Source organism: Paenibacillus ferrarius (genome assembly GCF_002027705.1).
Classification (GTDB): Bacteria; Bacillota; Bacilli; order Paenibacillales; family NBRC-103111; genus Paenibacillus_E; species Paenibacillus_E ferrarius.
On sequence record NZ_MBTG01000007.1, the window covers coordinates 21,249 to 46,392 of the forward strand.

Annotated in this window: 18 protein-coding genes; 8 read left to right on the plus strand and 10 right to left on the minus strand. The window is 48.8% G+C overall.

Annotated elements, in window-relative coordinates; all coding sequences use genetic code 11:
• The first annotated feature begins 103 nt into the window (after positions 1–103).
• The 4 genes from BC351_RS08475 to BC351_RS08490 all read left to right on the plus strand — a co-directional run bounded on the left by BC351_RS08475 (position 104) and on the right by BC351_RS08490 (position 4,598).
• Complete coding sequence (locus BC351_RS08475) at positions 104–799, plus strand: response regulator transcription factor (RefSeq protein ID WP_079411138.1); 696 nt, start codon at positions 104–106, stop codon at positions 797–799.
• The gene (locus tag BC351_RS08480) at positions 792–1,802 is read left to right on the plus strand and encodes a sensor histidine kinase (protein WP_079410726.1); all 1,011 of its coding nucleotides are present in this window, start codon (positions 792–794) and stop codon (positions 1,800–1,802) included. The genes BC351_RS08475 and BC351_RS08480 overlap by 8 nt, the downstream gene beginning before the upstream one ends.
• 98 nt (positions 1,803–1,900) lie before the next feature.
• Positions 1,901–2,662 (plus strand): ABC transporter ATP-binding protein, encoded by a 762-nt coding sequence (locus BC351_RS08485; protein ID WP_079410728.1) that lies wholly within the window; start codon positions 1,901–1,903, stop codon positions 2,660–2,662.
• Positions 2,652–4,598: an ABC transporter permease gene (locus BC351_RS08490; RefSeq protein WP_079410730.1), complete on the plus strand. Its 1,947-nt coding sequence runs from the start codon at positions 2,652–2,654 to the stop codon at positions 4,596–4,598. The genes BC351_RS08485 and BC351_RS08490 overlap by 11 nt, the downstream gene beginning before the upstream one ends.
• An 85-nt stretch (positions 4,599–4,683) precedes the next feature.
• On the opposite strand, the gene BC351_RS08495 is transcribed toward BC351_RS08490, so the two are convergent.
• From BC351_RS08495 to BC351_RS08505, 3 genes are read right to left on the minus strand one after another with little or no spacing between them, the layout of a single operon-like run.
• A complete protein-coding gene (locus tag BC351_RS08495; protein WP_079410732.1) occupies positions 4,684–5,469 on the minus strand; it encodes an ABC transporter permease in 786 nt (261 codons plus the stop codon).
• A 4-nt stretch (positions 5,470–5,473) separates the two neighbouring features.
• Positions 5,474–6,268 carry an ABC transporter permease gene (locus BC351_RS08500; protein WP_079410734.1) on the minus strand — a complete coding sequence of 265 codons (795 nt, stop codon included), beginning with the start codon at positions 6,266–6,268 and terminating at the stop codon, positions 5,474–5,476.
• Positions 6,261–7,316: an ABC transporter ATP-binding protein gene (locus tag BC351_RS08505; RefSeq protein WP_079410736.1), complete on the minus strand. Its 1,056-nt coding sequence runs from the start codon at positions 7,314–7,316 to the stop codon at positions 6,261–6,263. Before BC351_RS08505 ends, BC351_RS08500 begins: the two co-directional genes overlap by 8 nt.
• 243 nt (positions 7,317–7,559) lie before the next feature.
• On the opposite strand from BC351_RS08505, the gene BC351_RS08510 reads away from it, so the two are divergent.
• From BC351_RS08510 to BC351_RS43255, 4 genes are all read left to right on the plus strand, one after another.
• Positions 7,560–8,555, plus strand: coding sequence for an LCP family protein (locus tag BC351_RS08510; protein ID WP_079411140.1), 996 nt, complete (start codon positions 7,560–7,562; stop codon positions 8,553–8,555).
• A gap of 24 nt (positions 8,556–8,579) precedes the next feature.
• Positions 8,580–9,926, plus strand: coding sequence for a glutamate-1-semialdehyde 2,1-aminomutase (locus tag BC351_RS08515; protein ID WP_079410738.1), 1,347 nt, complete (start codon positions 8,580–8,582; stop codon positions 9,924–9,926).
• 694 nt (positions 9,927–10,620) lie between these two features.
• Positions 10,621–15,171 carry a glutamate synthase-related protein gene (locus BC351_RS08520; protein WP_244208926.1) on the plus strand — a complete coding sequence of 1,517 codons (4,551 nt, stop codon included), beginning with the start codon at positions 10,621–10,623 and terminating at the stop codon, positions 15,169–15,171.
• A gap of 133 nt (positions 15,172–15,304) precedes the next feature.
• On the plus strand, positions 15,305–15,415 hold the full coding sequence (locus tag BC351_RS43255) for a DUF6254 family protein (RefSeq protein ID WP_244208927.1): 111 nt from the start codon (positions 15,305–15,307) through the stop codon (positions 15,413–15,415).
• 1,008 nt (positions 15,416–16,423) lie between these two features.
• Here the strand turns inward: BC351_RS43255 and helD are convergent.
• The 7 genes from helD to uvsE form a co-directional block, all read right to left on the minus strand.
• Positions 16,424–18,865, minus strand: a complete 2,442-nt coding sequence (helD, locus tag BC351_RS08525) for an RNA polymerase recycling motor HelD (RefSeq protein WP_079410740.1) — start codon at positions 18,863–18,865, stop codon at positions 16,424–16,426.
• 215 nt (positions 18,866–19,080) lie between these two features.
• Complete coding sequence (locus BC351_RS08530) at positions 19,081–19,965, minus strand: VOC family protein (RefSeq protein ID WP_158082017.1); 885 nt, start codon at positions 19,963–19,965, stop codon at positions 19,081–19,083.
• Positions 19,966–20,029: 64 nt separating this feature from the next.
• A complete protein-coding gene (locus BC351_RS08535) occupies positions 20,030–20,692 on the minus strand; it encodes a bifunctional 2-keto-4-hydroxyglutarate aldolase/2-keto-3-deoxy-6-phosphogluconate aldolase (protein ID WP_079410744.1) in 663 nt (220 codons plus the stop codon).
• Positions 20,693–20,720: 28 nt separating this feature from the next.
• Entirely contained in the window at positions 20,721–21,698 is a 978-nt protein-coding gene (locus tag BC351_RS08540) for a sugar kinase (RefSeq protein ID WP_079410746.1), read from the minus strand.
• Between the two features lie 471 nt (positions 21,699–22,169).
• Complete coding sequence (locus BC351_RS08545) at positions 22,170–23,030, minus strand: inositol monophosphatase family protein (RefSeq protein ID WP_079410748.1); 861 nt, start codon at positions 23,028–23,030, stop codon at positions 22,170–22,172.
• Positions 23,031–23,203: 173 nt separating this feature from the next.
• On the minus strand, positions 23,204–23,974 hold the full coding sequence (fabI, locus tag BC351_RS08550) for an enoyl-ACP reductase FabI (RefSeq protein WP_079410750.1): 771 nt from the start codon (positions 23,972–23,974) through the stop codon (positions 23,204–23,206).
• 98 nt (positions 23,975–24,072) lie between these two features.
• The gene (gene uvsE, locus BC351_RS08555) at positions 24,073–25,062 is read right to left on the minus strand and encodes a UV DNA damage repair endonuclease UvsE (RefSeq protein WP_079410752.1); all 990 of its coding nucleotides are present in this window, start codon (positions 25,060–25,062) and stop codon (positions 24,073–24,075) included.
• Between the last annotated feature and the right edge of the window lie 82 nt (positions 25,063–25,144).

The window sequence follows — 25,144 nt, forward strand, 5'->3', positions numbered from 1 at the left end:
TTATTACCCAAATGGCGGGATACGAAACAGGCGGCACTCGCACAAGCCGTTATTTTCCATTACAATGGGATTTAGAAATTTGGCTCAAAGCGGGGGATTCCTTTTGTTTAAAATAATGCTCGTTGAAGATGACGCTACGCTCTTCGCTGAAATTAAAATCAGGCTGGCCCAATGGTCCTATGATGTCCATGGGATTACGGATTTTAACCGGGTCGTTGAAGAGTTCATATCCTTGAAGCCGGATCTGGTTATCATCGATATTCAGCTGCCCAAATTCGATGGCTTCCATTGGTGCCGCATGATTCGAACCCATTCCAACGTTCCGATCGTTTTCCTATCTTCTCGCGATCATCCTACGGATATGGTCATGTCGATGCAGCTTGGCGCCGATGATTTTATCCAGAAACCGTTTCATTTCGACGTGCTCATTGCCAAGCTCCACGCGATTCTTAGGCGTGTTTATAATTATAATACGGAACCGATGAAGCTCAAAACTTGGTGCGGCGCAACGATTGATTATGAGAAAAACACCGTCACCAATCAGATGGGAGCAATTGAATTAACCAAGAATGAAATATATATTCTTAAGCTGCTTATAGAACGCAAGAACAACATTGTGAGCAGGGAAGAAATGATAAACAGCTTATGGGATGACCAGCGTTTCGTAAGCGACAATACTTTGACCGTGAATGTTAATCGATTACGGAAAAGGTTGGACGAGCTTGATTTAGGACGTTATATCGAAACAAAGGTCGGACAGGGCTATCTCGCTACGGAAGAAGTCCATTTCCATGATTAGTGCCTATGTGAAAGAACGGCTTAGCTGGATTCTGCTCGTTCTGTTCGGACAGCTCCTGCTCCTCTTAATCGCTTTTCTGGATTATGAGATTCCCTTCCTGCCTATTCTCTATATTGTCTTTCTGACAACAACCTTGTTCGCCATCTTCCTGGTTATCCGCTATAACAAAGAAACGAGATTCTTCAAGCAGCTGGAAGAGCGGGAGAGCACTCTCGATCTCTCCATTGCCGCCGAAGCAGAAAGCCCCTTTGAACACATTGTCGAGACCAGCATGAGCAATCTAACCGCACGATTAAGTCTTTCTGCCTCAGGTCATCAGCTCACACTCGAACAAGAGAAAGACGAGCTGTTGTCTTGGATTCACGAAGTCAAGACGCCGCTGACCGCCATGCGTTTAATGATAGACCGCTTGGACGATGAAACGATGAAAGCCGCTTTGACCTATGAATGGCTGCGGATTCATTTGCTGCTTGACCAGCAGCTTCATCAGAAGCGTTTGCCATCCATGGAGAACGATCTGTATATTGAGCATATGGATTTGGAAACCATTACTTATGCAGAGATTAAGACATTGAAATCCTGGTGTATTCAGAAAGGGATTGGCTTTGACCTGCAATTCGAGATTACCGATGTGCTCAGTGATGCCAAATGGCTTGCTTTCATTCTGCGGCAGCTCATCACGAATGCGGTGAAGTACAGTGAAAGCCACTCTTCGGATATCGTCGTGCGGAGTTTCCGTCGGGATGAGCGAGTTTTCCTTGAAGTGCAAGATTATGGACGTGGCATTGATTCCAAGGATTTGCCGCGCATCTTTGATAAAGGTTTCACTTCCACGACTTGGCATCAGGACCATGCCGCAACAGGAATGGGCTTATATTTAGCCAAAAAGGCTGCTGAAGCTATGCTCATTCAAATGGCTGTCCATTCAGAAGTTGGCGTGGGAACCACCTTCACACTCACGTTCCCGCAACCCAATGAAGCCTTGCGCATTACGGGCATGTGACATTATTGTCACATGCCTTTCTGCTTTGTTCGGCCAATCGCAGGAAAAACAAAGCGCAGCTTTTTATAATAAAGCTATCGAATAAAGGAGTGTGTGGGATGAATATCTTAGAAGCTGTGAAGATTCACAAAAGCTACGGCAATAAATTCAATAAGCAAGAGGTATTGAAAGGCCTGGATATGAGCATTGCCAAAGGGGAGTTCGTCAGTATCATGGGCGCTTCCGGCTCAGGCAAGACGACCCTTCTTCAGGTGCTTTCCTCGATCGACAGAGTAAGCCAAGGTTCCGTCCAGATTGAGGGCAAGGAAATCACTACGCTGAAAGAGAAAGAGCTGGCTGAATTCCGCAAACACCATCTGGGCTTTATTTTTCAAGATTACAATTTGCTCGATACCCTAACGGTAAAGGAGAATATCCTGCTGCCGTTGTCCATTACCAAAGCGTCGAAGCAAGAAGCCCATCACAAGTTCGAAGCGGTTGCCACAGAGCTTGGCATCTATGAAATCAAGGATAAATACCCTAACGAGATCTCAGGCGGACAGAAACAACGCACCTCTGCGGCTAGGGCATTCGTGCATGAGCCGAGCATTATTTTCGCTGACGAGCCTACCGGGGCACTCGATTCCAAAGCCGCTTCGGACTTGCTTAACAAGCTAAGCGAGCTCAATCATAAACGTCATGCGACGATCGTCATGGTCACTCATGATTCGGTCGCCGCCAGCTACGGGAGCAGGGTTATTTTCATTAAAGACGGACAAATTTATACCCAGCTCTATAAAGGTCAAGAAACCAGACAGACCTTCTTTCAAGCGATCATGAAAACGCAGGCCGTCCTGGGTGGGGTGCAGGATGAGCATTAACCAGCTGATTTTTCAAAATTTGAAGGCCAATATCAAGCATTACTATCTCTATGTATTTGCCTTAATGTTCAGCGTTGCGCTTTATTTCGCCTTCGTCACCTTACAGTTTGACCCTGCCTTGGACCAAGCCAAGGGTTCTATTAAAGGCGCCGCGGCGATCAAAGCCGCCTCTATCCTGCTTATCGCGATCGTAGCCATCTTCAATCTGTACGCCAATAATATATTCGTAAAAAGACGCAGCAAAGAAATTGGCTTATTGCAATTAATCGGTATGACGAAAATGGCGATCTTTCGCATTCTAAGCGCGGAAAACTTTATCCTTTATTTCGGGTCCTTGCTTGTCGGAACGTTTATCGGATTCTCCGTATCCAAGCTCATCCTGATGATTTTATTCCATATAACAGGCGTTGAAGCTGTCGCTTCGCTTCATTTTTCCTTACAAGCCCTGCTTCAGACCGTCCTTGTTTTTGGCGCTGTCTATGTGTTTATCATGCTGGTCAACTACGTGTTTATTAAAAGACAGACCATTCTCTCGTTATTCCGTGTTTCGACTTCCACAGAAATTAAAGTGAAAAAGATGTCCCTCTCGGAAGCGCTGCTTGGGATGTTTGGGTTACTTCTTATTTTGTCAGGGTACTACGTGTCCTCGAAGCTGTTCAGCGGAGATTTCACGACCATGATGGCCCTTTTTTCGGCTATGATTTTTATCCTGGGCTCCGTCATTATCGGTACGTATCTGTTCTATAAAGGTTCCGTCCGTTTGATTCTTAATCTCATTCGTACAAATAAAAATGGGTATTTAAACGTGCGGGAAGTCTTGTCGCTGTCATCCATCATGTTTCGCATGAAATCAAATGCCTTGTTATTGACAGTAATTACAACGGTATCCGCACTCGCCATCGGCTTGCTATCGTTAAGCTACATTTCCTATTACTCAGCGGAAAAAACAGCCAAAGACAATGTACCAGCCAACTTTTCTATCACCAACAGTGAAGATGCCGACAAATTCAAGGCTGCTTTAGATGCTCATCAAATAAAACATACGGATACGACAATGGAGGTCATCCAGACCAAAGCTAATTTAAAAGGTATTATGGCCTCCAATATGAAAGGACTTCTGCAAGATCCAAGCTCCATGACGATTTCCGTTGTCAGCGATAAGAATACGCCAGGGATCAACCTGTCAGCTAATGAGACACTGTTCACGGGGACAAATGACCTGATGAACAAATTCATGAGCTTCAAAAATTCCGGCCAAATCGAACTTAGCGGACAGCAGGTTGTGATCCCCCAGACGTATCTCGGCTCGAAGAAACAATCTGTCATTTCCTGGTACTACTCAAATGGCAGTCTCCCAACGGCCATAGTGGACGAATCGGTCTTCAACCGGTTGAAGCAGGACCTTGATCCTGCGATTCAAAGAAAATATTCCCTTTATATGGGGATTGATATTGAGAAGGAAGCGGAGCTCCAAACCGCCGATCAGATTTTCAAAGAGCTTGGCTTTGACAAAAATCGCTCGTATGACTCCCGTCAAAAGATTGCCAGCGACCAGAAAAACAGTATGGGTCTCATCATGTTCATCGTGGGATTCCTTGGCCTCACTTTCTTGATTACCTCAGGCTGTATTCTGTACTTCAAGCAAATGGATGAAAGTGAAGACGAGAAACCGACGTACACGATTCTTAGAAAACTTGGTTTTACACAAAACGATTTACTAAAAGGAATTAAGCTTAAACAGCTCTTTAATTTTGGCATTCCGCTGATCGTCGGGCTGCTGCACAGCTATTTTGCCGTCCAATCCGGCTGGTTTCTATTCGGAGCGGAGCTCTGGACGCCTATGATGATCGTCATGGTGCTTTATACAGCCCTGTATTCGATATTCGGGATTCTATCCGTGCAACATTACAAGAAGGTCATCCGCAAATCGCTTTGAGGGGCGAGTCAAGGGCTGCCCTAGGATAGCGAAAAAGCCTGTTCTCCGTTGAAACGAGAACAGGCTTTTTTTGCCTAACAGCACCCTACGATCCCGCACCGCGGTAACGTTTGACGCCAATATTCCAAATTGTAATGCCGATGAAGCTGAATACAATACCCATGATCGGGGTCAGCAGCGCAAACCATTTCCAGTTCGCTGGGTCAATGAAGTACGCAGCTGGATAGAAACCAACAAACGCAAAAGGGAGAATCCACGTCAAAATGCTGCGCAGCAATTTATTATAAATCGTCGCCGGGTACCGGCCATAGTTCTGGATATTCCAAATCAGCGGAAGAATACCCGTCGGTGCATCGGAGAAAAAGGCCAGCGCCGTCAGCGAAATGTAGACTCCTGCATAAATCAGAATAGAACCAATCACCATGAGCAGAAAGATCAGCGGATCGTGCCAATGAAACGGAAGTTCCAGCTTAACCCAGGAGTAAATCATTACAACAAAACCAGCTGCCGCACTAAACAATGAAGCCGGATCCATATTCTCCAGCATCAGCTGCCATAAATTATAGGCAGGCCGCGTCAGAATGCGATCCATTTCCCCTTTAACAATATAACGCTCACTAAAGCCCCATAAGTTAAAAAAGGAAATAAATATGCCATACGGGATCATAAAATAACCGTAGATGAACAAAATTTGTTCTTGATTCCAGCCGCCAAGCGATTGCGTTTGGAGAAATACGACAAGAATAAAGAAGAGGTTCAAACCATTGAACAACAAGTCGGAGATAACCTCAATCCAGAAATCAGATCGGTAGGTGAGACGCGTCTTCATATAGTTCTTGAGATAGTCAGCAACAAGGGAGATATAGAACATTGGGTTACCCTCCCTGTACAAATAAACGTGTTTTGGATTTCACCCATAGGGCATAAATCGGAATAATTAACAGCAAGAACCAGACAGCTTGGATGCCCAGGCTAGATACGATCTCAGAGCCTGTAATTTTCCCAGTAAACGTAGCGCTCGGCAGGTAAGTAATCGCTTGAAACGGCAGCCACTTCAGAAGTGATCCGAACCAACCTGGGAAAAAGGTAACTGGGATAATTAAACCGGAGAATAGATCTACGGCAATGCGTTTCATCCGCATCAAGCCTTCATTATTTTCCAAAAAGAAGGCAAACAAGCCGGTAATAATATTGAGCTGCGTATTAATCAGGAAGCTGAAAAACAACATCACGAAGTAAATCGTCCATAATCCCGGGTCTGTCGGAAATTGAATCGGCAGCAGCAGCCAGATGAAGAGCATGCCTGGTGTTGTGAAGAGGAACAGCCGGAATACACCTTCACCCAGTCCCTGCATCATTTTCACGAAAACGTAATTGTACGGACGAATGAATTGAATCGCTACGCTGCCATCGCGGATTTCGCTTGCGATTTCACGATCCAGATTATTGAAGTAAAAAGCGCGTCCCATCCAAGAAACGGCTACATAAGTTGTCATCTGTCCCAGCGTTAAGCCGCCAAGGATATCTTGCTCGCCATAAATGGCTTTATAAACAAAATAGTAAGAACCAATATTAAGAGCGTAAATCAAAATGCCGCTGTAGTAATTCACACGGTAGGCCAGCATCATGAGAAACCGCATGCGAACAACTTCTAAATAAGCACTAAGCATGGGAAGTGACTCCCTCTGGCTGTTCCGCTTCTTTGGGACGTTTCACATCGGCAGATCCTGACTTGTAGATTTCACGGACGATATCGTCGGTATTCGTTTCATTGATCTTGATATCCTGGATTTGCAATACGCCGACGACGCGGCTCAGGACTTCAGAAACATTGGCGCGCTCATGAGGAATGAAGACTTTGGCGGATAATTCATTTTCTAGCTGCCAAGCGACATCCATGCCTAGCGTCAGCTCTTGAAGCCGAGCGAGTGTAATGGGATTTTCGAATTGGAGTACGACTTCTTTGCCTTTGCCCCACTTCACTTTCAGTTCTTCCAGACCGCCATCATAAATAATTCGGCCATCATCCAGCATAATCACACGCGAGCAAAGAGCTTCAATGTCTTGCAAATCATGCGTGGTTAACAAAATCGTCGTTTCATACCGTTGATTCAGTGATTTGAGAAACTCGCGAATTTCGGTTTTGACAACGATATCCAGTCCAATGGTTGGCTCATCCAAGAACAAGATTGCTGGATTATGAAGAAGGGAAGCGGCTAGTTCACAGCGCATCCGCTGTCCTAGGCTCAATTTGCGTACAGGCCGCGACAATAAATCGGATAATTGCAGACGGTCAACAAGTTCATCCAGCCTTTTTTTGTAATCAGCTTCCGAAACACGGTACACTTTCTTCAATAATTGAAAGGATTCTACAACGCCAATATCCCACCAAAGCTGGCTGCGCTGACCGAAAACAACACCGATCCCGGCCACGAACTTTTCACGCTCTTTAAATGGAACAAAGCCGTTAACTTTGATATGTCCCGAGGTGGGTGCGAGAATGCCCGTAAGCATCTTGATCGTCGTCGACTTGCCCGCCCCATTTTCTCCAATATATCCACAAATTTCGCCTTTTGGGATTTGAAAACTGATATCTTTCACAGCGGTGATATGTTTGTATTCTCTATGGAACAAATCTTGGAAAGCACCTTTTAAGCCCCCGCGGCTCTGCTGAACCTGGAAATCCTTGCGAAGTAAATCAACATCTATGGCTAACATAAACGTCCCCCCTGTCCTTGTAGACTCGGCTACATATTGCGGCAAAAAGCGCCTTAACTTGCTATCGAAGTTTCGTAGCATCTATAATATGGATCATAACGATGCATTGTAAAACAAAGTCACCAAACTCATGATACATGAATTCTGTAAGAAAAAAAAGTACAGATTATATAACCCTTGAAAGGAGCCCAACATAATTTGAAAATCGTAAAACGAACCTTGCTCCTGATAGCCTTGCTGCTTATGGTAGTAGCTGGTTATTATTCCTATTCTTTTTATCAATTTGCGAACAATATTAATCATAAATCCGAAACACCAAACGTTGGTGGCGGCACTATGATTGCCCAGAGCATCAAAGATAAGGGCGAGAAATATACCCCTCCGAAGTGGGAAGGCAAACAGCGCGTGAACATCCTCCTCCTAGGCGGAGATTCGCGTGGAATGAAGAAAAATGAGCTTCCGCGCTCAGACAGCATCATGCTCGCATCGATTGACCCGGTCACCAAGAAAGCCCATCTGTTCTCCATCCTGCGTGATACTTATGTCAAAATCCCCGGCGAAGGCGAGGACCGAATCAATACGGCGATTACGACAGGCGGTCCGAATTTGGCAATGAAAGCAGTCAGCGACTTGCTGGGCATCCCGATTCAGTACTATGTGTACACGGATTTCGTTGGCTTTATCGCACTTATTGACGCCGTTGGCGGCATCGACATTGATGTTGAAAAGGATATGAAATATTCCGATTCCGAGGACGATCATGTGTACGATATTAATTTGAAAAAAGGGATGCAGCATCTCGATGGCAAAACGGCCCTGCAATATGTCCGATTCCGTCATGATGCCTTGTCTGACTTCACGCGCACCGAAAGACAACGGAAGTTCTTAACCGCTGTTGTACAGAAAATGCAGACAACCTCTTCACTGATTAAGCTGCCAAAAATTCTGAATGCGATGGACCCCTACATTGATACTAATCTCGCTGTTGCGGACATGCTCAAGCTGGCTTCACTTGGCTATGAAGCCAAAGCAGACGGTATTGTCAGTTCCCAACTGCCGCCAAGCGACTTGTTAATTGAGAAAAATGTCCGCGGCGCAGAAGTCATTACGGCGAATAAAGAGAAGCTGCAGCAATATGTGAAAGACTTATTCGCAGGAAAAGCGGAAGCCGACTCAGGTCCGACGAAGCCATCACCATCCCCTACACCAAAGTCGTCGGTGAAGACCACGAAGCAATAATCAGGCAAAGGAATGATTCTTCTTATGGAACGCAAACAATCTGAACTATTGTATCAAGAGGCACTTCAACATATTGTGGGCGGCGTCAATTCGCCTTCCCGCTCATTCAAGGCTGTCGGTGGCGGCGCCCCCGTCTTCATGAAGCGTGCGCAAGGCGCACACTTCTGGGATGTAGACGGCAATCGCTTCATTGACTACCTCGCCGCCTACGGCCCTATCATTACCGGTCACGCGCATCCGCATGTGACCGAAGCGATTTGCCGCGCCGCACAGAACGGCACGCTGTACGGCACCCCGACCGAACTCGAAATCGAGTTCGCCAAGATGCTGAAGTCCGCGATTCCCTCGCTGGACAAAGTACGCTTCGTCAACTCCGGCACTGAGGCCGTGATGACGACGATCCGTGTGGCGCGCGCGTTCACGAAGCGCACCAAGCTCATTAAGTTCGCCGGGTGCTACCACGGCCACTCGGACCTAGTGCTCGTGGCCGCGGGCTCCGGGCCGTCCACGCTGGGCACGCCGGACAGCGCCGGCGTACCGGCGAGCATCGCGCAAGAGGTCATCACGGTGCCGTTCAACGACATTCCGGCACTGGAAGCCGCGCTTGCGCGCTGGGGTGAAGAGATCGCCGCGGTGATGGTGGAGCCCATCGTTGGCAACTTCGGCATGGTCATGCCCCATGCCGGCTACCTCGAGCAGCTCTGCGCAGCTGCTCGCAAACACGGCGCCCTCGTCATCTACGACGAGGTCATCACAGCGTTCCGCTTCCATTATGGAGCGGCACAAACCTATCTCGGCCTCCCCCTTGTGGAGGGCGGCACAGCCGAGGCGGCGGCGCGCTTCGCCGCCGTCGAGCCGGACCTTACGGCCCTCGGCAAAGTGATCGGCGGCGGACTGCCGATCGGTGCCTACGGGGGCCGCAAGGCCGTGATGGAGCAGGTCGCTCCGCTTGGACCTGCGTATCAAGCCGGCACGATGGCGGGAAATCCCGCCTCCATCTCGGCCGGCATCGCCTGCCTGGAGGTGCTCCAGCAGGCTGGTGTCTACGCCAAGCTTGAACAGCTTGGCGCAACCTTAGCGGGTGGCATCGCAGAATCCGCCGCCCGGCACGGCATCCCTTTGACGCTGAATCGCATCGGCGGCGCCTTCTCCACCCACTTCTGCGACCACCCCGTCACGAACTTCGACGAAGCGCAGGATACGGATGGCGAACGCTTCGCAGATTTCTTCCGGCTCATGCTGGAACAAGGCATTAATCTCGCACCTTCCAAATATGAGGCTTGGTTTATGACGCTGGCCCATACCGATGACGATGTTGCGCAAACACTTGATGCCGCCGATAAAGCTTTCAAAACAATGAAAGCCCGCTAATTTCATTTGACAAGCGCACTGGCGCAAAAATCCATATTTCCACACGATTTGCTTCCATTGGATTATTCAGACAAATGCATGCACATCAACCATCAAAGACCTGCCCTATATTTCTGCGGTTTCCTGATCTGCAAGATTTCCTGCACAAACAATTATGATTTACCGAAACTGCCAACATGTCCCAGAAACGAACTATGATCCCACCTTGATCATAGTTCGTTCGTATTTTAAGAACACCCCAAGCTAGGAATTATTGGGTTTTATTCAGTAATATACACAAAAGGTAACGCTTACATTCGTCTTTTCGTTCTGCAACTATTGTCGGATCAAGTTTTTCATGCTATTCTAAGATTACTTTTACCCTTTTCTTGAAAAGTCTTGTTTTCACAGTATTTTCCTAGAAAGTTAGGGCATGATTTACAAATTCAAGATTGAATTTTGTGTGTGATGCCCTACTTTAAGACGGGTCGAGTAGTGTCTCATTTTAAAGGAGTAACCCCTTTGAAATTGACATACTATTCAGGTAGATTGCATTTTTATTCATATTCGTGCATATTTCGGTTTTAACCCTTTTGTGGTTATTCCTCGAAAATGCTTAGAGTTGCGGGCTCAATAGTGCCAGAATGCAAAAAATGCAGTACAAGAGGAGTTTAAATATGTATGGGAGGTGACGGTCAGGCGACTGACCTGAGCAATGAATGAAATTATGCGTAATGAAGGCCGTTTTCAAGATTTACTAGGAACTGAACACGACAGCTGCGGTATTATTTGTATTATTGAAAAGAACGGCCATCCTTCCCGTGATAACATCCAAAAAACGATTGATGCGCTTGTCAAAATGGAACATCGTTCAGGTTTTATCAACGGCGAGGGCGATGGTTGCGGTATTTTAACAGATATTCCGCGTGCTCTTTGGGAAAAGAAATTAACAGATGCGGGCCAAGACGGCAAACTTGCCTACGACAACCGTTTTTCTGTTGGACATATCTTTGTTCCGCGCAAACTTGACCTGACTGTTACCGAGATCCAAAATGGCATTCGGGAGCTCTTCGCTTCACATGATGTGTCCATTATCCTTGAGCAAGAGAACCAAGTAGACAGCAGCGTTCTAGGACCTAACGGTTTGAACGATGAGCCTACGTTCTGGCAAATTGCCGGGATTAGCAACAAAACAGAAGGCCAAGTAGCTGATCACCTTTTTGAGCTGCACATCGCCATTGAAGACAAATACAATGTTCACGTAGCAACCCTTAGCAATGTAACTTCTGCTTACAAAGTGCTTGGAGCCGCAAGCATTCTTCCAAAATATTTCAACGATACCCGCGATGCTTTATTTGCTTCCCAAGTTACCATCGGTCACAACCGTTACTCCACTAACACCTTATCCAGCTTCTTCCGTGTTCAACCGTTCTCTCTTCTTGGTCACAATGGTGAAATCAATACCGTTAAAAAACTTCGTATTGAAGCCGACATGGTTGGCGTTCCGCTCGTAAGCGGCGGTTCTGACTCCCAAGACATGAACAGAACGATTGAAACGTTCATCCACCGCTTTGGTTTATCCCTTTTTGAAGCGATGGAAATGGTATTCCCTCCTATTATTAATGAAATGAAACAATTCCGTCCGGAACTTCAAGATTTATACGTCTACTATCGTCAAGTTTGGGGTCATTTTGCCCAAGGTCCTGCAGGGATCGTTTCCCGTTACGGCAATGAATGCATTTTCAGCGTAGATGCCCTCGGTCTTCGTCCGGTATGGATGGTAGAGAGCGATACTTCCCTGTATTTCTCCTCTGAGCAAGGCGTTATCACGGTTGGCGAGATGGTTGCTGATCCAAAACCGATTGCACCAGGTGAGAAAGTGGGCGTTGTGCTGACACCAGGCGAACACGTTCAAGTCATTCCTTACCATGAAGTTCAAATGTTAGTCTACGAGCGTGCAAGCAAACGTCTGAATATTGGCGGTCTTCGCAAATATCTGAATCCGACCAAAACAGATGCACAAGCTGAGCTCAACGATAACATTGTCGCAACGGATCAAGTGTACAGTGCATTCGGTTGGGACCGTGACGGTATTCAACATATCGAAACGATGTCCGAAACAGGTGCTGAACCAATCCGTTCCCTAGGTCACGATTCACCTCATGCTGCTCTTGCATGGGAGCGCCAGAATGTGCCTGACTTCATTAAAGAGAGCGTAGCCGTTGTTACCAACCCTGCGATTGACCGTGACCGTGAAATGGAGCATTTCTCAACACGTGTTATTGCCGGTACGCGTACCCCTGTTTATGCACAAGTAGATGAGAACCTGCGTCTTGAGCTGCTGGCTCCACTCGTGCTTGAAGGTACGAACGGTGTCGACAGTGAAGAACATTTGTCCCAGCCATCGTATGAGCAATTGCTTGCCTTGTTCCGTGCACAAGGGGATAACAAAGTTGCCGTTCTTTCCGCTACTTTCGCAAGAGGAACTTCGCTCAGCGAAGGATTGGATAAATTAGCTGCTGACGCTATCTCCGCTGCTCGCAATGGCGCAGCCCTACTCGTTCTCGATGATGCTGACGCGCACCAGAATGATCGCTTGTGGTTGGAGCCGCACTTGGCTGTTTCCAAAATCGACATCGCACTTCGTGCCGAAAAACTAGGCTTTGGCGACAACCTTCGCCGTCATGTTACTTTGATCCTGCGTTCCGCTGCCATTCGCAGCCTGCATGATATTGCGGTTGCTTGCGGACTTGGAGCCGACGTTATTTCACCTTACCTGCTGTTCTCGACAGCTTCTGACAAAGAAGGCAACGCAGCAGCAGCACGCAAAGTATACGCAGCTCTATCCAAAGGCTTGGAGAAAGTCATCTCCACCATCGGTACACACGAGCTTCGCGGCTACACACGCTTCTTCTCCTCCATCGGCTTCCATCCGGAAGTTGCTGAGGTGCTCGATATCGTGAACTACTTGGGCAGCGAAAAAGCAGGAACAGGCTTCGCAGTGCTTGAAGCGGATGCTGAAGCTCGTTACAACGACTTCACGAATCCAAAAGCGAAAGCGGCGAAAAACTTCCGTTTCTTCCAACGTATGTGGAAAGCACTAGGCGATGCGGCATCCGGCACAGCTCCTTACAGCGACTACCGCGACAAACTGCGTGAAGAAGAGAAGAAGAACCCGATTTCCATTCGTCATATTGCTGGGTTTAATGTAGAGAAAGCTTTGAGCGATGGTCGCAAAGCACTTGACCCGTCTCAAGTTGATATCTCCATTGGCGGTCATTCCTTGCCGATGTTGATCTCTTCCATGTCCTTCGGTTCACAAAACGAAACAGCTTTCCGTGCCTACGCTGAAGCCGGCGATCGCCTGAACATGGTTACCATGAACGGCGAGGGCGGAGAGATTAAAGATATGCTTGGCCGTTACAAAACAACACGTGGCGCGCAAGTTGCATCCGGTCGTTTCGGTGTTAACATCGAGCTGGCTAACGCAGTAGCTTTCCTTGAGATCAAAATCGGTCAAGGGGCAAAACCAGGCGAAGGCGGTCACTTGCCAGGTTCCAAAGTAACAGCGAAAATCGCTGCGGCTCGTAACGCAACCATCGGTTCTGACTTGATTTCGCCTTCCAACAACCACGATATTTATTCCATCGAGGATTTGGCGCAAATCATTTCCGAGCTTAAAGAAGGTAGCGGTCGCAAAGCCAAAATCATCGTCAAAATCCCGGTTGTTCCTGGTATCGGTACGATTGCAGTTGGTGTCGCCAAAGCAGGCGCTGACGTAATTACCCTCTCCGGCTTCGACGGCGGTACAGGGGCGGCTCGTATTCACTCCTTGACACATGTTGGTCTTCCAACAGAAATCGGAACGAAATTGGCACACGTTGCTTTGATTGAAGCTGGTCTTCGTCACCGCGTTGAGCTGTGGTCCGATGGCGGTCTCAAATCAGGTGCTGACGTTGTTAAAATGGTTATGCTCGGCGCAAACCGCGCAGGCTTTGGCAGTATCGCGATGCAATCGATCGGTTGTACCACTTGCCGTGGCTGTCACTTGGATACTTGTCACGTTGGTATCGCAACACAAATCGATTCCATGGAAGAAGCCGAAGAGAAAGGTCTTCGTCGTTTCGTACCGCGTCAATTCGACGTCGCTGTTGACAGCTTGGTTCGTTTGTTCGGCGGTATCGGCGAAGAAGTTCGTGAAGTCGTTGCTTCCCTTGGTTTCAAAAGCTTACAAGAACTCGTTGGCCGTTCCGATCTATTGGAACAAATCAGCCACGTTGATCGCATTGATTTGTCCGACATTCTTCGTCCAGCTCCATTGCAGTTCATCTCGGCTGCAGAACGAGCAATGGAAGAAGCAGCTGTATCGTCCGATATCCGTATCGCGGCTGGCGCTGAAGGTCAAGAATTCTTCCCGGATTCCTTGGCATTGGATGCTCCAATCGTACGCAACTGGTCCAAAGTGGATGCCGAGTCCCGTATTCTCGGAGCTCGTTACTCCAGCCATCGCGTAAGAGACCGCTTCGACGGCAGCTACGATGCATTGCCGACAGTGAAATTGAACTTGATCGATGGTTCCGTACCAGGTAACGGTCTGGCTGCATTCAATGCTCGCGGCGTAGACATTACCGTTCATGGCGGTGCTGAAGACGGTCTTGGTAAAATGGCCTTCGGCGGTAAAGTCGCCATCGTCAAAGCACTTGGCAAAAACAATACCTTCATCAATGGCAGCGTTGGTAAATCCTTCGGTTACGGCGCTCAAAAAGGTTTGTTCTTGATCCAAGGCAGCGCAGATACGCGTGCATGTATCCGTTTCTCCGGTGCTGACGTTGTATTCGGCGGCGAGATCACGACACCACTTCAAGACGAACTCGGCGGACTTGCCGCTCGCGCCAACCTCAAAGGCTTCGCATTTGAGTACATGACAAACGGCCGTGCCGTTGTTATGGGTGATCCAGGTCCATGGATCTGTGCAGGGATGACTGGTGGCGTAATTTACCAACGTCTCGTACCAGAAATGGGTCTTGATCAAGCAGCAATCGAACGTCGTATCGCCAAAGGTGCTAAAGTCAAACTTGAGACCATTGGTGTACAAAGCAAAAAAGATCTAACAGAATTGCTCACAGCTTACCACACTGAGCTCGCTAACTCCGGTCAAGCCGAAGCAGCAGCTAAAGTCGAAGGTTTGCTAAGCAACCTCGAAGCTAACTTCATCCGGATTTCTCCGGTCAACATGCAAGCTGACCAATCCGTTGCGACTGAATAGATCTTTCCAAACTCCACAGGACCCTCACGGGTCTTGTGGAGTTTTTTGCATACCGCTCGGCTGCATATTAACCGTTGCTGTTTCACACTTTATAAGAGCAGCACCCACCATATGACCAGGGAGGTTTCCAACCATGAGCCACTCAAAACGCCGCGAAGAAGCTGCTTGGAAAAGCCGCAAACAAGCCGTGCATCCACATGGTAAGGTGAAGTCACTGGCCGAACTGGCCAACGAGCAAAAGTAGATCCTAAGTAACGCTGGGATTGATTAGCCACAGCACAAAGAACCCGAGACCTAATGTTTCGGGTTCTTTGGCATCAACAACCACTCTCCCTTTCCCTCAGGTTGTATTCCAGAACTCCCCCTGAGCCATGCGATAGCGAGCATAGACACAAACCTGTCTGCACTATCCCCTTCCCTCAGGCTGTATCTCAGACCACTCACATGAGACAATGGGATAGTGAGCATAGACACTGACCTATCTGCACTATCACCTTCCCTCAGGCTGTATCTTCAGACTCCCACCTGAGACAATGGGATAGTGATTATAGACACTGACCTGTCTGCTGCACTATCCCTTTCACTCAGGCTGTATCCTCAAACTCCCTCACCTGAGCCAATGGGATAGTGAGCATAGACACTGACCTATCTGCACTATCCCCTTCACTCAGGCTGTATTCTTAGATTCCCCTCTGAGACAAGGGTGAGCATAGACCTGACCTATCTGCACTATCCCCTTCCCTCAGTCTGTATCCTTAGACTCCCACCTGAGCCAATGGGATAGTGAGCATAGACCTGACCTATCTGCACTATCCCCTCCCCTCAGTCTGTATCCTCAGACTCCCCACCTGAGCCAATGGGATAGTGAGCATAGACCTGACCTATCTGCACTATCCCCTCCCCTCAGTCTGTATCCTCAGACTCCCCACCTGAGCCAATGGGATAGTGAGCATAGACACTAACCTGTCTGTACTATCCCCTTCCCTCAGACATATATCTGAGACCTCTCACTGAGCCAATGGGATAGTGAGTATAGACACTGACCTATCTGCACTATCCCCTTCACTCAGACTGTATCCTCAGACTCCCACCTGAGCCAATGGGATAGTGAGCATAGACACTAACCTACCTGCACTATCCCCTTCACTCAGAAATGTATCTCAGACCACTCACCTGAACCAATGGGATAGTGAGCATGGACACTGACCTGTCTGCACTATCCCTTTCCCCCAGACTTCATCCTCAGCCTCCCTCAGGAATGCAACTCAGACTCCTCCCCCACCACGAATTCATAGGTGTCAGTGGATTGATTCATAATCCACTGACACGGTTCGCCTAGCGAGAAGATGCTGAGCTCGTGCATGGCTCTGGTGCAAGCCGTGTAGAACAGCTTGCGGTCGTTTTCGTGGCCGTACTGATGATGGGAACCATCATAGATGAGTACGGCATCGAATTCTACCCCCTTCGCAAGATACGAAGGGATGACCAGCACGCCCGACTCAAAGGTCGGGCTCATCTTGGTGACGAGCCCCAGAGGCGCTTGCAGCTGGGGCTCTAGGGCTTCATGCGCGAGCCGGCTCTCGCTCGCGGTCTTGGTAATGATCGCGATGGAGGCATAGCCTTCGCCGAGCAGTCGCGCAATCTCGGCTGCCAGCAGGCTATGCAGCGATCCGCGATCGCTCGCTTGAATCACCCGCGGCTTAGCGCCGGCGCGGGTGAAGGGCTCTATGGCATCGCCGCCGGGCACGATGCCGCGGGTGAACTCCACGATCTCCCGCGTGGAGCGATAGCTTCGGAACAGACGGATAACTTCCGTTTGTTCCGGCCCATACAACGCGGCGATCGGATCCATTTCGCTATACGCGGAAGCGTGCGAATAGATCGCCTGGTTCAGATCTCCGAGCGCTGTCATACGGCAGCGCGGAAACAGCCGTTTCAGATAGGCCAGCTGAAACGGGGAATAATCCTGCGCCTCGTCGATGATGACGTGGCGGACAGCGCCGTTCGTCTGGAAGCCGCAAACCGCTTCCATCAAATACAGAAACGGCGTAGCGTCCTCATACGGCAGCCTGGCCTGGGCCAGCTCCTCCCGCGTCCGCTCGCAGATCGAGGACCAGCAGGAAGGCTTCGCTGCGATCTGATGAACCCAATCCCCATCGGCTGCAGCAGCTTTTTTATCCTCATGCAATTGCGTATATAAGCCGATCATATCAACGAACTTCAGCTGCTTCACCGCAGCGCGAATAGGCTTTAATTGCTCCTTGATCACCATGCGAGCCAGCAGTATTTTTTCTTGATCAAAATCATCAAAAGTAGCTCCCTGACCTCTCTCCATTTTGCGCAGCCGAACAAAAGCATCGTGATAATCCTCACTGCCAAGGAGTTCGATCTCATCCTCCACCCAAGCCGCTTCCAGTTCCCTCTCGGCAAAATGCTCTAATTGCTCCAGAAGCCAGCCCTGCATTAATTCCAAACGGTTCGGAAGCCGAATGGCGGGGTCGTAGCTGTAGAAGCGTTCAACCAACCTAGCCATACTCACCACTTCTTGCTCGCGAAACAGGATCGGGTTGAACTGCATGCCGGCTCGCTCCAAACGCAGTTTATACGCCTGAATCACAGCGAGATAATCAGCTGATGACTTGTAGCGGATCCCGCTAAGCCTCGCTTGATACAGTTGCTCAGCCTCAGCGCTTGCAGTCAACGTCTCCCCTTCACTTGCCTGAGGAGACAGTCCTCTCGTTAACACGTATTCCAATTGAGTGAACGAATCCTCTACCTCGAACCTATCGCCCAATCGATGCTCTAAGTAGGCTTGGTACGTCGTTTGCTGCATATTTTCTTCGCCTAGTTCAGGTAATACTGTGGAAACATAATGATTAAATAGCGGATTTGGCGAAAACAGCACCATCTGATCCGAGCTTAATTGATCGCGGTGCTTGTAGAGCAGGTAGGCGACTCTTTGCAGCGCCGCTGATGTTTTGCCGCTTCCTGCAACCCCTTGTACGATGAGCATCTGCGCTTTGTCGTTGCGGATAATGCGGTTCTGTTCCTTTTGAATCGTAGCAACGATGGTCTTCATTTGCGCGTCAGAGCTTCGGCTGAGCACCTGTTTTAATAATTCGTCGCCGATCGTTACGCCGGTATCGAACATCAGTCGAATTTCACGATCTCGAATGACAAATTGACGCTTCAACAGCATCTCGCCTGCTACGACCCCATTTGGAGTTGTAAACGCAACTTCTCCTGGCGCAAAATCATAATACAAGCCGGAAATGGGCGCTCGCCAATCGTACACTAGATATTCATCTTTTTGATCATCCAAAAAAGCCGCAATGCCCAAATAGATCGCTTCTGATGATTGCTCGGCTTTCTCCCTGAAATCAATCCGGCCAAAATAAGGCGATTGCACAAGCCTCCTCATTTTCCCTAATGCTGTTGAAGCTTGGCGATGTGTCCGCTCCCGCTCCGATAAAACTTCCGCCTGCTGTTTGATGCTGGCAATCGACTCTGCCGCGTCCTCGGGCGTACTCATATCCATCGTAACGTCATCCCAGTAGTGCTTCCGAATATCCACTACATCGGATTGCACTTGGCCAATTTGCTCCTCCAGCCCGTTTATTTTTGTTTGGATCTTGGTCGTTACTTCTTGCACTCTCGTCTTTTCAGCTGACCAGTCTTGCTCCAATAAGCTCATAAGATCGCCTCTTTTCTAACTTTTTGCTGCGATTTGACACGAAGCCCGTCTTAGTGCTATAATTATATTAGGATAATAATGTTATTTATCCCATTAATTATCAATCACTCTTTATCTTATCAATTTCCTTTTCAGAAATCAACAATAAACCCAAATCCATTCGTGGACTTGGGTTTTTCTATGTTTATCATGTATGGCTTCTCGAAATCCTTTGACTAGATCTCGTGCCGTTCCCGAATACGTCTCACAGCCCGGATATGATGCATCGCATGACCCGCCATCATTTTAAGCAATTTCCCAACAGACTCCTCGCGGTCTTTCGAAATTATCGTTCGCTGCAGCGCATCTGGCAGATAAGCGCACAAACTGAGAATATGCTGCCGCACAGCAACGAACATGCGGACTTCAACATGGATAGGTCGATTAGCATACAGAAGCCCCTGACTCCAATCGTCCTGTGAAAATGAATTGCCTGCATATGTACGTCCCGACTCCGCCAAAGCGAATTTCACTTTGTGTATGGTAACTAGCTCTAGGTCGATTAAGTGCAGCAAGTGTTCGCGTATGGACCACTTTCCAGGTACTTCTCGGAGATTCAGTTGTTCATCTGTCAGACTGGCAACGACTTCGCCTAATGCCTCAATACCTTCTGCGTACATCGCAATAATTTCCTCATCGGCCGCATAAAGCTCTTCCCAATAAACCAACATGTACCCATCTACACTAGGTACAAGCAGCCTTCGAATATGTCCCGGATCCTCTTCTTTATGCAGCTGTGCCACCCCCCGTTCCAGCAAGCTCCTCTCCACCTCTTGAACGGAGCTCACCCCGATGTAGACGAGATCCCCCGCTTGCGGACAGGACGGCTTTGGTTGAAGCCAATCGGCTATGCGGCTCTCTTCAGAATCCGTTTCTTGCTGGGCTGCTGTTTGGCTCCTATTCATCAACACAACTCGGTAATCCTCCCCTACTTGAAGCAAAACAGCATGCCCCGAAGCTGCGCGCTCAACGACTTCCCAACCCAGCTTTCCCGTATAAAAGGCTGCCGAGGCCTCCACATGATCCACCAGCAGCAGCAGTTTCGCTTTATTACGGTCCATTTTTTTCTCCTTTGTGTATAAAAAAATACGCTCCGTCATGGTTTCGACGGAGCGTACGTTTTTCCTACTTCTTGGCTGCTTTGTAGGCTGCGATATATTGAGCGGCCTTGTCAGCGACAAGACTGTAATTGCCGGTTTTGACAGCTTCGCTCGTCAAATCGGAACCGATTCCGACGGCTACAGCGCCGGCCTCGATCCATTCGGCGAGGTTGCTGAGCGAGACGCCGCCTGTTGGCATAATGTTCGCCTGCGGCAGCGGACCTTTGATGGCCTTGATCATTCCCGGCGAGTAGAGATTGCCCGGGAACAGCTTCACGATATCGACGCCAAGCTCAAGCGCCGTCTGGATTTCTTGAATCGTCATGCAGCCTGGCATGACGGGCACGCGATAACGGTTGCAGAGCGCAACCGTGTTCGGGTTCAGCGAGGGGCCTACGACGAACTCGGCCCCACTGAGAATCGCGGCACGCGCCGTCTCCGGGTCCAGGGCTGTGCCCACCCCGATAATCGCGTACTTGGCCGCGTCCTGCGCTGTGCTCGAGTAGCGCTTCGCCAGCGTCTCGATCGCGCGCAGCGCGAAAGGCACAGTCATTGTGACTTCGATGACTTTAATGCCCCCTGCAATGGCTTGATCCGCCATTTCAACGACTTCTTCGGGAGTTTCACCTCGTAGGACGGCAACTACGCCTTCATTGGATATTTGCTGAACCAATTTAATTTTTTTCAATGGTATCTTCCCTTTCTATTGTTAACATTTATCGTTCAATATGTTTAATGTCATGAAGGACTGCATCGACTTGCTCCCACGTAGGGGCGCCTTCCCAATCGCCTTCGGTCTGAACGATTAAGGAACCTACCAGATTGCCGATACGAACGGCTTCTGCATAGTCATACCCTTTCGTAACTCCGACCAGAAAGCCCGCACAAAACCCATCGCCCGCCCCAACCGTATCAACCACTTGCTCCGCCTTGAAATAAGGCACAGCCGTAATCGTGTCAGGAGTGACAACATACGTCTCGTTATCGCCGCCTTTGACAATCGAGATGGCCGACAATTCGCGCAGCTTGCCCACGATGACATCCCAATCCTCTGTCTGATAAAGCAGTTTCAGTTCATCCAGCCCCGGCAGAAAAATATCCGATAATTGAGCAAGCTCAAGCAGAACAGGACGTGCCTCTTCGATACTCCAAAGCTTCAAACGCAAATTGGGATCGAAACTAACTTTAACTCCATGCTTGCGGGCCATTCGAACAGCTTCGAAGACAGCTTCTTTACAGGACTCGCTCAAAGCCGGCGTAATGCCCGTCACATGCAATATCTTGGCCCCGGCAATATAAGCCTCGTCCAAATGCTTCACACTCGTCTGACTGGCCGCCGAATTTTTACGATAATAGTAGACGGATGTTTTGCCCATGAGCACTTCACGCATCATCAATCCAGTCGGTGCTTCTCCTGTTAGCTCTGCTCTGGAAACGTCAATTCCCTCTCCACGGAGCTTTTTGAAAATCATGCGGCCTAAAGGATCTTTTCCTAGCCGGCCAAACCATCCCACCTTGCCTCCAAGCCGAGAGATGCCGATCGCCAGATTGCTTTCCGCACCGCCAAACAAGCTGTGAAGCTCTGCGGAATATTCCAAACCCTTCCCACTGGAAGGCATAAGCAGCGCCATCGTCTCCCCGAATGTGACGATCTCGGGACCATTTGCCGCTTGCACTTGCGTGTTCGTCGTCATAGAAACTCTCCATTCATTCCCGGCGGCGCGAGTCCACACCCCGTTAATTGAAACGTTTAAATAAACCTTCTACCTCATATTATAGTGCATATGAACCGTTTGCACCAGACTCATGCCCGTAGAATCTATCTTCTAAAATCTCCCTTTAGCACAGAGATAAATTCGGTTCACCTAACTACTCAAAAGCCTGCAGAAGTGCAGGAATTTCTGGAGAATTCGCATGAAAAAGTGGAAATGCCTGCAATTGCGCAGGTATTTCCGGCCATTCTAGCCTCTAATCCAGCGAAAAACCCAAAAAGCCTGCACAATCGCAGGAATTTCCTGATTGAGACCACTCCAAGAGCAAAAAACCTGCACAATCGCAGGTTTATAAACAGCAAGCCCCTCTTCGATCGCCTAGAGCGAGCTGAGACGACGCCTCCAACAACAAAGAGCCACCTCAGTGGCTCTCCCTATTCCTACCTGCACCGTTTAGAATCCCGTCGCTTCAGCGGCGGCCAACTCTTGCTGTAATTCCTCATGGATCTTTCCATTCGTCGCAAGGATATTACGAACAGCTAGGCTGTACGGTTTGCCTGCCGTATCTGTCACTTGACCGCCTGACTCTTGAATCAGCAGCGCACCGGCGGCGATATCCCAAGAGTTCAAACCTATCTCCCAGAAGCCGCTGAGACGGCCTGCAGCGACGTAAGCCAAGTGAAGCGCTGCCGAGCCGGCAACTCGAAGGTTGCGTACTTTAGGCGAGAGGGCTTGCACGCCTTTAAGATTAACAACCAGAGCTCCTTGACGATCAGCGGGGAAGCCGGTGGCTACCAAGCTGACTTCAAGCTTTTCTTCCGTTGAAACTTCTGTTTTCTTACCATGCATGTAAGCGCCCTTGCCTTTTTCAGCAACGAACAGCTCATCTCGCGAAGGGTCATAGACGACACCTACGATAACCTCACCCTTGTGCGCTAGCGCGATAGAAACAGAGTAGAACGGAAAGCCATGAACGAAGTTGGTTGTGCCGTCGATCGGATCTACAATCCAGAGATATTCCTCGTCACTCATCGCTTGAAGCGCTTTGGCTGAAGCCTCGGGACCTGGCTCCACACCTTCTTCGCCAAGGATCGAGTGGTTAGGGAAATGCGTCATGATCAAATTGCGAATAAGCTTCTCTGACCCTTTGTCCACTTCGGTAACCAAATCCTGCGAAGAGAATTTTGTATCTATGCGATTGATGTCTCCTAATTTCGTTTTGATCCATTGACCCGCTTTGGCTGCCGTGTTAATCGCGACTGCCGTGAAGCTCTTGCTCCCAATCACGAACGGTTCCGCCTCACCATTTACCATTTATATCAACTCTTTCTTTTCAATAATTTCAAAGTATCTTAAGTATAGTAAATTATACGTTTCAAATACTAGAGCGTTTCATCCCAATTTATTCGTACATTTTTACATTTTTTTATCTTTTTGCATAAAAAAATCCGTATTGCGATTAAGCAATACGGATTTGAACAGTCCTCTTAGATTCCGACGATGTGATAGCCGCCGTCCACATAGATAACTTCTCCCGTGATTCCACGCGACAGGTTGCTCATCAAGAACATTGCCGTGTCGCCTACTTCAGCTGTATCCGTTGTTTTGCGAAGCGGCGCTTTCTCTTCGACTTGGCGCAGGATGGAGTTGAAGTCCTTGATGCCTTTGGCAGCCAAGGTGCGAATAGGACCAGCGGAGATACCGTTTACGCGGATACCGAATTGGCCAAGATCAGCCGCTAAGTAACGAACGCTAGCTTCCAGCGCAGCTTTGGCAACGCCCATGACGTTGTAGTTCTTCATCGCGCGCTCAGCGCCAAGGTACGTCATCGTCATGATGCTGCCGCCTTCTGTCATCAGCGGATAGATGCGCTTGGATACGGCTACCAAGGAATAGGCGCTGATGTCATGTGCCAGAGCGAAGCCATCACGTGAAGTATCAACGAACAGCCCGTCCAATTCTTCCGTTTTAGCAAATGCAATACTATGTACAAGTCCGTGAAGCACGCCAAACTTCTCTTTGAGCGTAGAAGCCAACGTTTCGATCTCATCATCTACGGTTACGTTGCAAGGCATCAAGGTTGAGCCTGGAATCGTGTCCGCAAGCTTGCGGACGCGTTCCTCAACGCGTTCATTTTCAAACGTGAATACAAGGTTTGCTCCTTGTGCAGCCAAAGATTGAGCAATTGCCCAAGCGATGCTTCGATCGTTGGCAACACCCATAACAAGTATATTTTTTCCGGTTAACAGTTGACTCATGGTAGTAAAACCCCTCTCAACATTGGATTATGCGGCATTTATTCCCATTCTCCAAAGTACCCCATTTTGTCCAACAATTCAAGGATTAAATATACAGCTTATAGCTCAATCGAGGCTTGATCCACAACGGCAACGCCCTCTTGTTGCTTGAAATCCTCCATGAGTCGAAATAAGGCTTCATCCTTCATCTTCGCTTCAATCATGATATCGAGTCTGGGCGTAATGGGCGCTATGCCTCGCAGAAAGGCAAGAAGAGGGCCCACTTCCACATAGTCAGCATGGCTTCTCGGATCCTTTTCACTTTTGGGACTGGAAACGTGAATTTTGGGAGGGAGGGCATTTGACCCGGCTTCTTGGTGTTCAATCTCCGCTCCAGCCCACGTCAGCTGAATGCGCGGCCACAAATCCACCGCATCCTCTCCTTCGTTATTCACAGCATGATGATGAATATCCAGCACCATGGGTGCTCCCACCTTTTCGGCAATTTCCAGCGTTTCACGGGCATTGAACGTTTTATCGTCATTTTCAAGGGTGATCCGCTTTTGAATCTCAGGACGCAGCGTAGAAAAGTTGGCTATAAAGCGCTTAGCTGCCTTTTCCTTATCGCCATAAGATCCGCCAACATGAATGTTGCACATAGCTTCCATTCCTAGCCCCATTGCGTTAAGCATCGCGGCATGCCGCTCCAGATCCTCAACGGATTTCTGCAGTACATCTGCCTTGGGGGTGCTCAGCACGGTGAAATGATCGGGATGAAAGCTCACGCGCATGCCCGCCTTCTTGGCATAGCTGCCAAGCTCTTTGAACTCCGCAGAAAGCGTCGGAATCGGGTCCCATTCTGCCAGCGTTTCATGCCCGATAAGCGGAATCAGCCTGGAAGAAAAGCGAAAAACCATAATATCATGCGCACGGTTATGTCTCAGCAAGCGAAGCGTATTATGCAAATTTTCAGCACCAAGTCGTTCCAGCTTCCGAATAGCCGCTTCCCGATCCAGAAGCTTGCTGAAGCTCGTGAGTGTCATTGTTTTCGACGGCGAAGCGTTCTTAACAACGGTCGACATCGCCACATACCCCAGGCGAATTATCATGCGCGTGTAACCTCCATTATGAGTATGTAAAAAATCCCTCTATAGGGTACCCTTTGGAACAGCCGCACATACACATGTCTTC

Excerpts from the sequence above, each read along its gene's own strand:
- BC351_RS08480 (WP_079410726.1), top strand. The coding sequence starts at position 792 with ATGATTAGTGCCTATGTGAAAGAACGGCTTAGCTGGATTCTGCTCGTT.
- BC351_RS08485 (WP_079410728.1), top strand. The coding sequence starts at position 1,901 with ATGAATATCTTAGAAGCTGTGAAGATTCACAAAAGCTACGGCAATAAA.
- BC351_RS08490 (WP_079410730.1), top strand. The coding sequence starts at position 2,652 with ATGAGCATTAACCAGCTGATTTTTCAAAATTTGAAGGCCAATATCAAG.
- BC351_RS08495 (WP_079410732.1), bottom strand. The coding sequence starts at position 5,469 with ATGTTCTATATCTCCCTTGTTGCTGACTATCTCAAGAACTATATGAAG.
- BC351_RS08500 (WP_079410734.1), bottom strand. The coding sequence starts at position 6,268 with ATGCTTAGTGCTTATTTAGAAGTTGTTCGCATGCGGTTTCTCATGATG.
- BC351_RS08505 (WP_079410736.1), bottom strand. The coding sequence starts at position 7,316 with ATGTTAGCCATAGATGTTGATTTACTTCGCAAGGATTTCCAGGTTCAG.
- BC351_RS08510 (WP_079411140.1), top strand. The coding sequence starts at position 7,560 with ATGGTAGTAGCTGGTTATTATTCCTATTCTTTTTATCAATTTGCGAAC.
- BC351_RS08515 (WP_079410738.1), top strand. The coding sequence starts at position 8,580 with ATGGAACGCAAACAATCTGAACTATTGTATCAAGAGGCACTTCAACAT.
- BC351_RS08520 (WP_244208926.1), top strand. The coding sequence starts at position 10,621 with ATGAATGAAATTATGCGTAATGAAGGCCGTTTTCAAGATTTACTAGGA.
- BC351_RS43255 (WP_244208927.1), top strand. The coding sequence starts at position 15,305 with ATGAGCCACTCAAAACGCCGCGAAGAAGCTGCTTGGAAAAGCCGCAAA.
- helD (WP_079410740.1), bottom strand. The coding sequence starts at position 18,865 with ATGAGCTTATTGGAGCAAGACTGGTCAGCTGAAAAGACGAGAGTGCAA.
- BC351_RS08530 (WP_158082017.1), bottom strand. The coding sequence starts at position 19,965 with ATGGACCGTAATAAAGCGAAACTGCTGCTGCTGGTGGATCATGTGGAG.
- BC351_RS08540 (WP_079410746.1), bottom strand. The coding sequence starts at position 21,698 with ATGACGACGAACACGCAAGTGCAAGCGGCAAATGGTCCCGAGATCGTC.
- BC351_RS08545 (WP_079410748.1), bottom strand. The coding sequence starts at position 23,030 with ATGGTAAATGGTGAGGCGGAACCGTTCGTGATTGGGAGCAAGAGCTTC.
- fabI (WP_079410750.1), bottom strand. The coding sequence starts at position 23,974 with ATGAGTCAACTGTTAACCGGAAAAAATATACTTGTTATGGGTGTTGCC.
- uvsE (WP_079410752.1), bottom strand. The coding sequence starts at position 25,062 with ATGATAATTCGCCTGGGGTATGTGGCGATGTCGACCGTTGTTAAGAAC.